The organism is Escherichia sp. MAL-1 (assembly GCF_052948035.1).
The window spans coordinates 2,758,902-2,771,680 of record NZ_CM129609.1 but is presented as its reverse complement, the minus strand read 5'-3'; the positions used below and the strand labels follow the sequence as shown (position 1 = coordinate 2,771,680).

13 protein-coding genes, 1 pseudogene and 1 other annotated feature (1 of these 15 only partly in view) are annotated in these 12,779 nt (G+C 49.2%); of the genes and pseudogenes, 10 read left to right on the top strand and 4 right to left on the bottom strand.

Annotation, left to right across the window (positions count from 1 at the left end; translation table 11 throughout):
• Nucleotides 1-81 (bottom strand) — a sequence feature (Trp leader region) (it extends 13 nt beyond the left edge of the window).
• Nucleotides 58-102 carry a trp operon leader peptide gene (trpL, locus tag ACU8XX_RS13745; protein WP_001700591.1) on the bottom strand — a complete coding sequence of 15 codons (45 nt, stop codon included), beginning with the start codon at nt 100-102 and terminating at the stop codon, nt 58-60. (Overlaps the previous feature by 24 nt.)
• Before the next feature lie 137 nt (nt 103-239).
• Between trpL and rnm the strand changes: the two genes are divergently transcribed.
• The 4 genes and pseudogenes from rnm (at nt 240) to rluB (ending at nt 4,749) form a co-directional block, all read left to right on the top strand.
• Entirely contained in the window at nt 240-1,121 is an 882-nt protein-coding gene (gene rnm / locus ACU8XX_RS13740; protein ID WP_001285663.1) for an RNase RNM, read from the top strand.
• Nucleotides 1,118-1,738: an L-threonylcarbamoyladenylate synthase gene (locus tag ACU8XX_RS13735; protein ID WP_016242067.1), complete on the top strand. Its 621-nt coding sequence runs from the start codon at nt 1,118-1,120 to the stop codon at nt 1,736-1,738. The genes rnm and ACU8XX_RS13735 overlap by 4 nt, the downstream gene beginning before the upstream one ends.
• Nucleotides 1,739-1,765: 27 nt before the next feature.
• Nucleotides 1,766-3,661 (top strand): annotated as a pseudogene (locus ACU8XX_RS13730) (DUF2207 domain-containing protein).
• Between the two features lie 212 nt (nt 3,662-3,873).
• Nucleotides 3,874-4,749 (top strand): 23S rRNA pseudouridine(2605) synthase RluB, encoded by an 876-nt coding sequence (gene rluB, locus ACU8XX_RS13725; RefSeq protein WP_001291217.1) that lies wholly within the window; start codon nt 3,874-3,876, stop codon nt 4,747-4,749.
• Between the two features lie 39 nt (nt 4,750-4,788).
• Here the strand turns inward: rluB and cobO are convergent, their stop codons facing one another.
• Together cobO and ACU8XX_RS13715 are read right to left on the bottom strand one after the other, a co-directional pair.
• On the bottom strand, nt 4,789-5,379 hold the full coding sequence (cobO, locus tag ACU8XX_RS13720) for a cob(I)yrinic acid a,c-diamide adenosyltransferase (protein ID WP_001278907.1): 591 nt from the start codon (nt 5,377-5,379) through the stop codon (nt 4,789-4,791).
• Nucleotides 5,376-6,134 (bottom strand): YciK family oxidoreductase, encoded by a 759-nt coding sequence (locus ACU8XX_RS13715; protein WP_000559280.1) that lies wholly within the window; start codon nt 6,132-6,134, stop codon nt 5,376-5,378. Before ACU8XX_RS13715 ends, cobO begins: the two co-directional genes overlap by 4 nt.
• 219 nt (nt 6,135-6,353) lie before the next feature.
• Here ACU8XX_RS13715 and sohB point away from each other — a divergent pair, with 219 nt between their 5' ends.
• Complete coding sequence (sohB, locus tag ACU8XX_RS13710) at nt 6,354-7,403, top strand: protease SohB (RefSeq protein WP_000422045.1); 1,050 nt, start codon at nt 6,354-6,356, stop codon at nt 7,401-7,403.
• 35 nt (nt 7,404-7,438) lie between these two features.
• On the opposite strand, the gene ACU8XX_RS13705 is transcribed toward sohB, so the two are convergent.
• Complete coding sequence (locus tag ACU8XX_RS13705; RefSeq protein WP_001031494.1) at nt 7,439-7,690, bottom strand: YciN family protein; 252 nt, start codon at nt 7,688-7,690, stop codon at nt 7,439-7,441.
• Between the two features lie 379 nt (nt 7,691-8,069).
• Here ACU8XX_RS13705 and topA point away from each other — a divergent pair, with 379 nt between their 5' ends.
• The 5 genes from topA (at nt 8,070) to ymiC (ending at nt 12,690) form a co-directional block, all read left to right on the top strand.
• Entirely contained in the window at nt 8,070-10,667 is a 2,598-nt protein-coding gene (gene topA / locus ACU8XX_RS13700; protein WP_001295576.1) for a type I DNA topoisomerase, read from the top strand.
• 210 nt (nt 10,668-10,877) lie between these two features.
• A complete protein-coding gene (gene cysB / locus ACU8XX_RS13695) occupies nt 10,878-11,852 on the top strand; it encodes an HTH-type transcriptional regulator CysB (protein ID WP_000776253.1) in 975 nt (324 codons plus the stop codon).
• 318 nt (nt 11,853-12,170) lie between these two features.
• Nucleotides 12,171-12,311: a YmiA family putative membrane protein gene (locus ACU8XX_RS13690; RefSeq protein ID WP_001300896.1), complete on the top strand. Its 141-nt coding sequence runs from the start codon at nt 12,171-12,173 to the stop codon at nt 12,309-12,311.
• 2 nt (nt 12,312-12,313) lie between these two features.
• Nucleotides 12,314-12,481 carry a protein YciX gene (gene yciX, locus ACU8XX_RS13685; protein ID WP_001295578.1) on the top strand — a complete coding sequence of 56 codons (168 nt, stop codon included), beginning with the start codon at nt 12,314-12,316 and terminating at the stop codon, nt 12,479-12,481.
• Between the two features lie 113 nt (nt 12,482-12,594).
• Nucleotides 12,595-12,690, top strand: coding sequence for a small membrane protein YmiC (gene ymiC, locus ACU8XX_RS13680; RefSeq protein ID WP_001310756.1), 96 nt, complete (start codon nt 12,595-12,597; stop codon nt 12,688-12,690).
• Nucleotides 12,691-12,779 lie beyond the last annotated feature (89 nt).

The window sequence follows — 12,779 nt, the reverse complement described above, 5'->3', positions numbered from 1 at the left end:
CTCATTAGGCGGGCTGGGTATCTGATTGCTTTACGCATGGTGAATACACTGCCCGTTTCAGGAAGTGCGCCACCAACCTTTCAGTACGAAAATTGCTTTCATTGTCGATACCCTTTTTACGTGAACTTGCGTACTAGTTAACTAGTTCGATGATTAATTGTCAACAGCTCATTTCAGAATATTTGCCAGAACCGTTATGATGTCGGCGCAAAAAACATTATCCAGAACGGGAGTGCGCCTTGAGCGACACGAATTACGCAGTGATTTACGACCTGCACAGCCATACCACAGCTTCCGATGGCTGCCTGACGCCAGAAGCATTGGTGCACCGTGCAGTCGAGATGCGCGTCGGCACCCTGGCGATCACCGACCATGACACCACAGCTGCAATCGCACCAGCAAGAGAGGAAATTTCACGTTCGGGACTGGCGCTGAATCTTATTCCCGGCGTGGAAATTTCCACGGTCTGGGAAAATCATGAAATTCATATTGTCGGGCTGAATATTGATATTACTCATCCGCTAATGTGTGAGTTCCTCGCGCAGCAGACAGAACGGCGCAATCAGCGGGCGCAGCTCATTGCCGAAAGACTTGAAAAAGCGCAAATACCTGGGGCGCTGGAAGGCGCGCAACGACTGGCTCAGGGCGGCGCAGTGACGCGCGGTCATTTTGCGCGTTTCCTTGTGGAGTGCGGCAAAGCCAGTTCAATGGCGGATGTCTTTAAAAAGTATCTGGCGCGCGGGAAAACCGGATACGTTCCGCCACAGTGGTGTACAATAGAACAAGCTATTGATGTCATTCATCATTCTGGCGGTAAGGCGGTGCTAGCTCATCCTGGGCGGTACAATCTTAGTGCTAAATGGCTGAAAAGATTGGTTGCGCATTTTGCCGAACACCACGGCGACGCGATGGAAGTCGCGCAGTGCCAGCAATCGCCCAATGAACGCACCCAGTTGGCGACCCTTGCGCGTCAGCATCATTTATGGGCATCACAAGGATCTGATTTTCATCAGCCATGCCCGTGGATCGAACTGGGTCGTAAACTCTGGCTGCCCGCAGGCGTTGAAGGCGTCTGGCAGCTATGGGAACAGCCGCAGAACACCACAGAGAGGGAATTATGAGCCAGTTTTTTTATATTCATCCTGATAACCCACAGCAACGTCTGATCAACCAGGCGGTGGAGATCGTGCGTAAAGGCGGGGTGATTGTTTATCCAACTGATTCCGGCTATGCGCTCGGCTGTAAAATTGAAGATAAAAACGCCATGGAGCGTATTTGTCGTATTCGCCAGCTGCCGGACGGTCACAACTTTACCCTGATGTGTCGCGATCTTTCTGAACTCTCGACCTATTCATTTGTCGATAACGTTGCGTTTCGTTTAATGAAAAACAACACGCCGGGCAACTTTACCTTCATCCTGAAGGGGACGAAGGAGGTGCCACGCCGTCTGTTGCAGGAAAAACGCAAAACCATCGGTATGCGTGTGCCTTCTAACCCGATTGCGCAAGCGTTGCTTGAAGCATTGGGCGAACCGATGCTTTCCACTTCGCTAATGCTGCCAGGCAGCGAATTTACCGAATCCGATCCGGAAGAAATTAAAGACCGTCTGGAAAAACAGGTAGATTTGATTATTCACGGCGGTTATCTCGGGCAGAAACCAACAACGGTTATTGATCTTACCGATGATACGCCGGTCGTGGTGCGTGAAGGCGTAGGTGATGTGAAGCCTTTCTTATAACAAATTGCGTTCCATGGATGGAAGACTATGGCAGGGAAGTTTCGCTGCATTTTGCTGTTGATAGCAGGGCTGTTTGTATCATCTCTAAGTTATGCAGAAAACACGGAGATCCCTTCTTATGAAGAAGGGATCTCGCTCTTTGATGTTGAAGCCACTCTGCAACCAGATGGGGTGCTCGACATCAAAGAAAATATTCATTTTCAGGCGCGAAATCAGCAGATTAAGCACGGCTTTTATCGTGATTTACCACGACTCTGGATGCAGCCTGATGGGGACGCTGCACTGCTGAACTATCATATTGTTGGCGTCACCCGTGATGGTATTCCTGAACCCTGGCATCTTGACTGGCATATCGGGTTAATGAGTATTGTCGTGGGCGATAAACAACGTTTCTTGCCTCAAGGCGACTATCATTATCAAATTCATTATCAGGTTAAAAATGCTTTCCTGCGTGAGGGGGATTCTGATCTGCTAATCTGGAACGTGACCGGTAACCACTGGCCGTTTGAAATTTATAAGACCCGTTTTTCTCTCCAGTTCTCTAATATTGCGGGTAATCCATTTAGCGAAATCGATCTCTTTACCGGAGAAGAGGGCGACACATATCGTAATGGCCGCATCCTTGAGGACGGAAGAATTGAATCCCGCGATCCGTTTTATCGTGAAGATTTCACGGTCCTCTACCGCTGGCCTCACGCTTTACTTAGCAATGCCTCGGCTCCGCAAACGACGAATATTTTCAGCCATCTTCTTTTACCCTCCACGTCATCGTTGTTAATTTGGTTTCCGTGTCTGTTCCTGGTTTGTGGATGGTTATATCTCTGGAAGCGCAGGCCGCAATTTACGCCGGTAGATGTGATTGAAACCGATGTCATTCCGCCAGATTACACGCCCGGCATGTTACGTCTCGATGCGAAGCTAGTTTACGACGATAAAGGTTTTTGTGCCGATATCGTAAATCTGATTGTGAAAGGAAAAATTCATCTGTCAGATCAGTCTGACAAGAACCAGCAAATCCTGATTCGTGTTAATGAAGGCGCGACCAGAAATAATGCGGTATTACTGCCCGCAGAGCAGTTATTACTGGAAGCGTTATTTCGTAAAGGCGATAAGGTCGTTCTTACGGGGAGACGCAACAGAGTCTTACGCAGGGCATTTTTACGGATGCAGAAATTTTATCTGCCGCGTAAAAAGTCTTCGTTTTACCGGTCTGATACTTTTTTGCAATGGGGTGGACTGGCAATATTGGCGGTCATTCTTTACGGTAACTTGAGTTCTGTAGGCTGGGCAGGAATGAGTCTGGTGGGCGATATGTTTATTATGATCTGCTGGATTATTCCTTTTTTATTTTGTTCCCTTGAGCTTTTGTTTGCCCGCGATGATGACAAGCCTTGCGTTAATCGTGTAATCATCACTTTGTTTTTACCACTGATTTGTTCAGGCGTGGCCTTCTATTCTCTCTACATCAATGTCGGAGATGTATTCTTTTACTGGTATATGCCAGCGGGTTATTTTACCGCTGTTTTCCTGACCGGTTATCTCACTGGCATGGGGTATATTTTTCTGCCAAAGTTTACCCAAACTGGACAGCAACGTTATGCCCACGGTGAAGCTATCGTTAACTATCTTGCGCGTAAAGAGGCGGCAACACACAGTGGGCGGCGTCGGAAAGGGGAAACACGGAAACTGGATTATGCGTTGCTAGGTTGGGCGGTCTCGGCAAACCTTGGCAGATAATGGGCAGCACGTATCACCCCATCACTCACAGCGGCTGTTCGCGCCCCGGAAATTGCCCGTAGCGGCGTTTTATTCTCATTACAGACGCACCTAAGTTGCGGGGCCTATACCAGTTTGTTGGGGCGAAGTTATTCCGGTGGTGGTGCTGGCGGCGGCGCGGGTGGCGGAGGCGGTGGTGGCTGGTAATTAAGCTGATGTTAATCGAAACAAGCTTTAACCATAAAGATAGTGTAGTATGTTGCGCCTCAAAGCCAGGCCAGTTAAAACGTCGAGTCGTTTACTTAAGGCCTGAGGAGTTCAAACAGACTTTACTATCAGTGAGTCAGATGTAAGTTCTGACTCACTGTTGCACAAAAGCATATCAGACGCCTGGGAAGGCGACACCAAAAGGAAGCTCTATGAGCGAAAAGCTACAGAAAGTGCTGGCGCGTGCCGGCCACGGTTCTCGCCGTGAAATCGAATCTATTATTGAAGCCGGTCGTGTGAGTGTTGATGGCAAAATTGCTAAACTCGGCGATCGCGTTGAAGTTACCCCTGGATTGAAAATCCGTATCGATGGTCACCTTATTTCGGTACGTGAGTCCGCTGAACAAATTTGTCGCGTTCTGGCTTATTACAAACCGGAAGGTGAGTTGTGTACCCGTAACGATCCGGAAGGGCGTCCGACGGTGTTTGACCGTCTGCCAAAGCTGCGTGGCGCACGCTGGATTGCCGTAGGTCGTCTGGACGTTAACACCTGTGGTCTGCTGCTGTTCACCACTGACGGTGAACTGGCAAACCGTTTAATGCATCCAAGCCGTGAAGTTGAACGTGAATACGCCGTGCGTGTATTTGGTCAGGTTGACGACGCGAAACTGCGTGATTTGAGTCGTGGCGTGCAACTGGAAGATGGTCCGGCAGCTTTTAAAACCATCAAGTTCAGCGGCGGCGAAGGGATCAACCAGTGGTACAACGTTACTCTGACCGAAGGCCGTAACCGTGAAGTTCGTCGTCTGTGGGAAGCGGTTGGTGTGCAGGTCAGCCGCCTGATCCGTGTTCGTTACGGTGATATCCCACTGCCGAAAGGTCTGCCACGCGGTGGCTGGACGGAGCTGGACCTCGCCCAGACTAACTATCTGCGCGAACTGGTGGAGCTACCGCCAGAAACCAGCTCTAAAGTCGCTGTAGAAAAAGACCGTCGTCGCATGAAGGCGAATCAGATTCGTCGTGCGGTGAAACGTCACAGTCAGGTGAGCGGCGGTCGTCGTTCTGGCGGACGTAATAATAACGGTTAATCAAAGTATGCCGGACGTCATATCCGGCATTTTTACAGATTAATAATCGATCCCTATCTGCGCTTTTACACCGGCATCAAACGCATGTTTGATGGGGCGCAACTCACTCACCGTATCCGCCAGTTCAAGAATATCCCGATGACAGCCTCGACCCGTGATAATCACCGTCTGTTGATGTGGACGTTCATTTAACGCCTGCACCACTTCTTCCAGTGGCAAATAGTCATACGCCACCATATAAGTCAGCTCATCAAGCAAAACCATATCCAGTGAGGAATCAGCAAGCATCCGCTTTGCATGTTGCCAGACTTCGCGGCAGGCGGTGGTATCAGACTCGCGGTTTTGTGTATCCCAGGTAAAGCCCGTTGCCATCACCTGAAACTCAACGCCATGTGGCTCCAGCAGATTGCGTTCGCCATTAGGCCAGGTGCCTTTAATAAACTGCACGACGCCCACTTTTTTTCCGTGACCAACTGCGCGTGTTGCCGTACCAAATGCCGCGGTGGTTTTGCCTTTTCCATTGCCGGTAAAGACGATGATAATACCGCGTTCATCCTGGGCCTGGGCCACACGAGCATCTACTTTTTCTTTCACTCGCTGCTGACGCTGTTGGTAGCGTTCATCACTCATTGGGAAATTCCTGGTTTACGGCCCGGTTGGGCGTCAAAGGTCATGCCGGTTTTACGGCGGCTGTCATCGCCCATCAGCCAGAGGTAGAGCGGCATGATATCAGCGGGTGTTTTAAGTTTCTGTGGATCTTCGGTCGGGAAGGCGCTGGCACGCATTGCGGTGCGCGTACCGCCTGGGTTAATGCAGTTGACGCGCAGGCGCTGCTGATATTCATCGGCCAGTACCTGCATCATCCCTTCGGTGGCAAATTTCGACGCTGCATATGCGCCCCAGTTGGCTCGTCCCTGACGTCCAACGCTTGATGAAGTAAAGACCAGTGAACCGGCGTCCGATTTGAGTAATAAAGGAAGCAGTGCCTGGGTGAGCATAAAGGTGGCATTAACGTTGACCTGTATGACGTCCTGCCAGACCTGTGGATTTTGTTCGCTCATTGGGCAAACATCGCCGAGCAATCCGGCATTATGCAAAACACCATCCAGACGCGGATAATTAACGGTAATGCGCTGTGCCAGTTGTTGGCAATCTTCGGACGTGCAGGTCAGCAAATCGAGAATAAACCACTGTGGCTGACGTCCAGTTTCTTCGTTTATGTGGCTGGCTACCTGACGTAATTTTTCTTCATTACGGCCCAACAGAATCACTGTCGCACCATAGCGTGCATACGTCATCGCGGCTTCACGGCCAATCCCATCGCTGGCTCCCGTCACCAGGATAATGCGATCATTGAGTAAATCTTGTTTTGGCTGGTAATGCATGGCTACTCCTCAACGACGTTGTCTGTCGCGCTGCCAGTGTACTTTATGACTTTGGGGCTTTATGCCTGAAACAGAAGGGCATTTCAATCAGCCTGGGGCGATAACACCGCAAAATGGATACTTTGTCATACTTTCGCTGCAATAACATCTCTGCGAGACGGCTTAACATGCCTGTTGTAAACTGTGAGCCAAAGCGTTGTTTAACCAAGGTGGGGACTCGTGGAATTGTTGTCTGAATATGGTTTGTTTTTGGCGAAAATCGTTACCGTTGTGCTAGCGATTGCGGCGATTGCCGCCATTATTGTCAATGTTGCTCAACGTAATAAACGCCAGCGTGGCGAGTTACGGGTCAACAATCTCAGCGAACAGTATAAGGAGATGAAAGAAGAACTGGCCGCGGCGCTGATGGACTCACATCAGCAAAAACAGTGGCACAAAGCGCAGAAGAAAAAGCATAAGCAAGAAGCGAAAGCAGCAAAAGCGAAAGCCAAACTGGGAGAGGTGGCAACTGACAGTAAACCCCGCGTCTGGGTGCTGGATTTTAAAGGCAGCATGGACGCCCATGAAGTGAACTCGCTACGTGAAGAGATAACGGCTGTACTCGCAGCATTCAAACCGCAGGATCAGGTTGTACTACGTCTGGAAAGCCCTGGTGGCATGGTGCATGGTTACGGGTTGGCGGCTTCGCAGCTGCAGCGTCTGCGTGATAAAAACATTCCTTTAACTGTTACGGTAGACAAAGTCGCTGCCAGCGGCGGTTACATGATGGCCTGTGTGGCGGACAAAATTGTTTCCGCACCGTTTGCTATTGTGGGTTCCATTGGGGTGGTGGCGCAAATGCCCAACTTTAACCGCTTCCTGAAAAGTAAAGATATTGATATCGAACTTCACACCGCCGGGCAGTATAAGCGTACGCTGACCTTGCTGGGTGAAAATACCGAAGAAGGGCGGGAGAAATTCCGCGAAGAGCTGAACGAAACGCATCAGTTATTTAAAGATTTTGTGAAGCGTATGCGTCCGTCTCTGGATATTGAACAGGTGGCAACGGGTGAACACTGGTACGGACAACAGGCGGTAGAGAAAGGCCTGGTTGATGAAATCAACACCAGTGATGAAGTTATTCTTAGCCTGATGGAAGGCCGAGAAGTGGTCAATGTACGCTATATGCAGCGTAAACGACTCATTGACCGATTCACCGGCAGCGCGGCAGAGAGCGCCGATCGATTGTTGTTACGCTGGTGGCAGCGGGGGCAAAAGCCATTGATGTAAAAGACAAACGCGAGGGTAAGACCTCGCGTTTTGCTTTAATCAACCAGGTGATATTTTTCTGAAAGCACATGGGCCAGGTGTTTGAACATATTAAACACCGCGGTGCTTTTGGCTGTTGGCAATCCTTGTTCATCTAAAAAGTAGTCGCCGGTAAATACCAGCACGCCATTACGCTGCGTGACGCCGGTGGCTTCAATCCCTGCGAGCGTATCCTCATGCTCACGAATGATTTTGTTGGCCTCTTTCAACAGCGTTTCGCGGTCGATGGGGTGTGTCTCTTTGTTCATTATTTACTCCTTAAACAAGGACATTAGTCTACGCCAGGCATGGCTTGCAGACAAATATACCACGCTGGTGGCAAGAGCGCCTTACTGGCAACTTTGGATTTTGCATGCTAATAAAGTTGCGTATCGGATTTTATCAGGTACAGTGTGACGCTTTCGTCAATCTGGCAATAGATTTGCTTGACATTCGACCAAAATTCCGTCGTGCTATAGCGCCTGTAGGCCAAGACCTGTTAACTCAGTCACCTGAATTTTCGTGAACAGAGTCACGACAAGGGGTTGATATCCGCAGAGAGCGAGTCCATATCGGTAACTCGTTGCCAGTGGAAGGTTTATCAACGTGCGACGCATTCCTGGAAGAATCAAATTAGGTAAGGTGAATATGGGTAAAGCTCTTGTCATCGTTGAGTCCCCGGCAAAAGCCAAAACGATCAACAAGTATCTGGGTAGTGACTACGTGGTGAAATCCAGCGTCGGTCACATCCGCGATTTGCCGACCAGTGGCTCAGCTGCCAAAAAGAGTGCCGACTCTACCTCCACCAAGACGGCTAAAAAGCCTAAAAAGGATGAACGTGGCGCTCTCGTCAACCGTATGGGGGTTGACCCGTGGCACAATTGGGAGGCGCACTATGAAGTGTTGCCTGGTAAAGAGAAGGTCGTCTCTGAACTGAAACAACTGGCTGAAAAAGCCGACCACATCTATCTCGCAACCGACCTTGACCGCGAAGGGGAAGCCATTGCATGGCACCTGCGGGAAGTGATTGGTGGTGATGATGCGCGCTATAGCCGAGTGGTGTTTAACGAAATTACTAAAAACGCGATCCGCCAGGCATTTAACAAACCGGGTGAGCTGAATATTGATCGTGTTAATGCCCAGCAGGCGCGTCGCTTTATGGACCGTGTGGTGGGGTATATGGTTTCGCCGCTGCTATGGAAAAAGATCGCTCGTGGTCTGTCTGCCGGTCGTGTGCAGTCGGTGGCAGTCCGCCTGGTGGTCGAGCGTGAGCGTGAAATTAAAGCGTTCGTGCCGGAAGAGTTCTGGGAAGTCGATGCCAGCACGACCACGCCATCTGGTGAAGCGTTGGCGTTGCAGGTGACTCATCAGAACGACAAACCGTTCCGTCCGGTCAACAAAGAACAAACTCAGGCTGCGGTAAGTCTGCTGGAAAAAGCGCGCTACAGCGTGCTGGAACGTGAAGACAAACCGACAACCAGTAAACCTGGCGCTCCTTTTATTACCTCTACGCTGCAACAAGCTGCCAGCACCCGTCTTGGATTTGGCGTGAAAAAAACCATGATGATGGCGCAGCGTTTGTATGAAGCAGGCTATATCACTTACATGCGTACCGACTCCACTAACCTGAGTCAGGACGCGGTAAATATGGTTCGCGGTTATATCAGCGATAATTTTGGTAAGAAATATCTGCCGGAAAGTCCGAATCAGTACGCCAGCAAAGAAAACTCACAGGAAGCGCACGAAGCGATTCGTCCTTCTGACGTCAATGTGATGGCGGAATCGCTGAAGGATATGGAAGCAGATGCGCAGAAACTGTACCAGTTAATCTGGCGTCAGTTCGTTGCCTGCCAGATGACCCCAGCGAAATATGACTCCACGACGCTGACCGTTGGTGCGGGCGATTTCCGCCTGAAAGCACGCGGTCGTATTTTGCGCTTTGATGGCTGGACGAAAGTGATGCCTGCACTGCGTAAAGGCGATGAAGATCGTATCTTACCGGCAGTCGATAAAGGCGATGCTCTGACGCTCGTTGAACTGACACCAGCCCAGCACTTTACCAAGCCGCCAGCCCGTTTCAGTGAAGCATCGCTGGTTAAAGAACTGGAAAAACGTGGTATCGGTCGCCCGTCTACCTATGCGTCGATCATTTCGACCATTCAGGATCGTGGCTATGTGCGAGTAGAAAATCGTCGTTTCTATGCGGAAAAAATGGGCGAAATCGTCACCGATCGCCTGGAAGAGAATTTCCGCGAGTTAATGAACTACGACTTCACCGCGCAGATGGAAAACAGCCTTGACCAGGTGGCAAATCACGAAGCAGAGTGGAAAGCTGTACTGGATCACTTCTTCTCGGATTTCACCCAGCAGTTAGATAAAGCTGAAAAAGATCCGGAAGAGGGGGGTATGCGCCCGAACCAGATGGTTCTGACCAGCATTGACTGCCCGACTTGTGGTCGCAAAATGGGGATTCGCACAGCGAGCACTGGGGTATTCCTTGGCTGTTCTGGTTATGCGCTGCCGCCGAAAGAGCGTTGCAAAACCACCATTAACCTGGTGCCGGAAAACGAAGTGCTGAACGTGCTGGAAGGCGAAGACGCTGAAACCAACGCGCTGCGCGCAAAACGTCGTTGCCCGAAATGTGGCACGGCGATGGACAGCTATCTCATCGATCCGAAACGTAAGTTGCATGTCTGTGGTAATAACCCAACTTGCGACGGTTACGAGATCGAAGAGGGCGAATTCCGCATTAAAGGTTATGACGGCCCGATCGTTGAGTGTGAAAAATGTGGCTCTGAAATGCACCTGAAAATGGGGCGTTTTGGTAAATACATGGCCTGCACCAACGAAGAGTGTAAAAACACACGTAAGATTTTACGTAACGGCGAAGTGGCACCACCGAAAGAAGATCCGGTTCCGCTGCCAGAACTACCTTGCGAAAAATCGGATGCTTATTTTGTGTTGCGTGACGGCGCTGCGGGTGTTTTCCTGGCTGCCAACACTTTCCCGAAATCGCGTGAAACGCGTGCGCCGCTGGTGGAAGAGCTGTATCGCTTCCGCGACCGTCTGCCGGAAAAACTGCGTTATCTGGCCGATGCGCCGCAGCAGGATCCGGAAGGTAATAAGACCATGGTTCGCTTTAGCCGTAAAACCAAACAGCAATATGTCTCTTCGGAAAAAGACGGAAAGGCGACTGGCTGGTCAGCATTTTATGTTGATGGCAAATGGGTTGAAGGGAAAAAATAACCTTTAATTCTGTCAGTTTTTTATAAACAAAGGGTCGCGAAAGCGGCCCTTTTTTATTGCATATTATTTTTTCTTCACACCTATACACTAAGGCTATAAATGATATAGTGGTTATAGTTAGCACCTTTTTTATTATTAAATCGTATTAGTCACGCCGCCTGGTGTGACGAAAAAACGATGTTCTGATGGCGTCTAAGTGGATGGTTTAACATGAAATTACAACAACTTCGCTATATTGTTGAGGTGGTCAATCATAACCTGAATGTCTCATCAACAGCGGAAGGACTTTACACATCACAACCCGGGATCAGTAAACAAGTCAGAATGCTGGAAGACGAGCTAGGCATTCAAATTTTTTCCCGAAGCGGCAAGCACCTGACGCAGGTAACGCCAGCAGGGCAAGAAATAATTCGTATCGCTCGCGAAGTCCTGTCGAAAGTCGATGCCATAAAATCGGTTGCCGGAGAGCACACCTGGCCGGATAAAGGCTCACTGTATATCGCCACCACGCATACCCAGGCACGCTACGCATTACCAAACGTCATCAAAGGCTTTATTGAGCGTTATCCCCGCGTTTCTTTGCATATGCACCAGGGCTCGCCGACACAAATTGCTGATGCCGTCTCTAAAGGCAATGCCGATTTCGCTATCGCCACAGAAGCGCTGCATCTGTATGAAGATTTAGTGATGTTACCGTGCTACCACTGGAATCGGGCTATTGTAGTCACTCCGGATCACCCGCTGGCAGGCAAAAAAGCCATTACCATTGAAGAACTGGCGCAATATCCGTTGGTGACATATACCTTCGGCTTTACCGGACGTTCAGAACTGGATACTGCCTTTAACCGCGCAGGGTTAACGCCGCGTATCGTCTTCACGGCAACGGATGCTGACGTCATTAAAACTTACGTCCGGTTAGGGCTGGGGGTAGGGGTCATTGCCAGCATGGCGGTGGATCCGGTCGCCGATCCCGACCTTGTGCGTGTTGATGCTCACGATATCTTCAGCCACAGTACAACCAAAATTGGTTTTCGCCGTAGTACTTTTTTGCGCAGTTATATGTATGATTTCATTCAGCGTTTTGCACCGCATTTAACGCGTGATGTCGTTGATGCGGCTGTCGCATTGCGCTCTAATGAAGAAATTGAGGTCATGTTTAAAGATATAAAACTGCCGGAAAAATAATTTCTTGCGTTATTTTCGGCACCTTTTATGTAGCGAAGGTGCCGGAATATATTCTCTTTTGTTACTTATTTGTATACCGTGCACAATATTTTTATCCCTCATATTTATAGGGTAAATTACCTGTAAAGTAGTGTCTAATTACCCGCCTCGCAAATTCCAGTTTTCAAATATCTATTTCAGGTCAAAAGATTGAATTATTCACTGGAGACGATTCGTAAATTCGCTGGATTTTTGACTAAAGTTTCTTTAGGATTTGTCTCATCGTATGATTAATTACACCAATCGTTCAACGTCTTGCTGATAAGTGATGGCGATTATATGAGGTTAGCAATGCCTTCTGGAAATCAGGAACCCCGCCGCGATCCTGAATTAAAACGTAAAGCCTGGCTGGCGGTTTTTCTTGGTTCTGCACTTTTCTGGGTGGTTGTCGCACTGCTGATTTGGAAAGTGTGGGGATAACTATGGTTGGTCAGGAGCAACTGGAGTCGTCACCATTATGCCAGGATAGTGACAATGAACCAGAAACGAAACGGGAATGTTCCGTCGTTATTCCAGACGACTGGCAACTAACATCGCAGCAGCAAGCCTTTATAGAACTGTTTGCTGAAGATGATCAGCCGAAACAATAATTATCATCATTCTTATTACCCATTTTTAATGAATTAAAGGGCTTTTAATACACCGCAGCAATAACAGGTTGAGTTATCTCAACACAAAGTAATAACCGTTAAGGGTGTAGCCTATGATCAACACAAATATGAAATATTGGTCCTGGATGGGCGCGTTTTCTCTGTCGATGCTCTTCTGGGCCGAACTCCTCTGGATCATTACTCACTGATCCTTGACCCCGCTGCGGCGGGGTTTTCATTTGCTTTGCCACAAGCTTTCTCCTCTTTTATCAATTTGGGTTGTTATCAAATCGTTACG

Bases quoted from the DNA above. Each gene is read 5' to 3' on its own strand.
- ACU8XX_RS13735 (WP_016242067.1), top strand. From the start codon at position 1,118: ATGAGCCAGTTTTTTTATATTCATCCTGATAACCCACAGCAACGTCTG.
- rluB (WP_001291217.1), top strand. From the start codon at position 3,874: ATGAGCGAAAAGCTACAGAAAGTGCTGGCGCGTGCCGGCCACGGTTCT.
- cobO (WP_001278907.1), bottom strand. From the start codon at position 5,379: ATGAGTGATGAACGCTACCAACAGCGTCAGCAGCGAGTGAAAGAAAAA.
- ACU8XX_RS13715 (WP_000559280.1), bottom strand. From the start codon at position 6,134: ATGCATTACCAGCCAAAACAAGATTTACTCAATGATCGCATTATCCTG.
- ACU8XX_RS13705 (WP_001031494.1), bottom strand. From the start codon at position 7,690: ATGAACAAAGAGACACACCCCATCGACCGCGAAACGCTGTTGAAAGAG.
- topA (WP_001295576.1), top strand. From the start codon at position 8,070: ATGGGTAAAGCTCTTGTCATCGTTGAGTCCCCGGCAAAAGCCAAAACG.
- cysB (WP_000776253.1), top strand. From the start codon at position 10,878: ATGAAATTACAACAACTTCGCTATATTGTTGAGGTGGTCAATCATAAC.
- ACU8XX_RS13690 (WP_001300896.1), top strand. From the start codon at position 12,171: ATGAGGTTAGCAATGCCTTCTGGAAATCAGGAACCCCGCCGCGATCCT.
- yciX (WP_001295578.1), top strand. From the start codon at position 12,314: ATGGTTGGTCAGGAGCAACTGGAGTCGTCACCATTATGCCAGGATAGT.
- ymiC (WP_001310756.1), top strand. From the start codon at position 12,595: ATGATCAACACAAATATGAAATATTGGTCCTGGATGGGCGCGTTTTCT.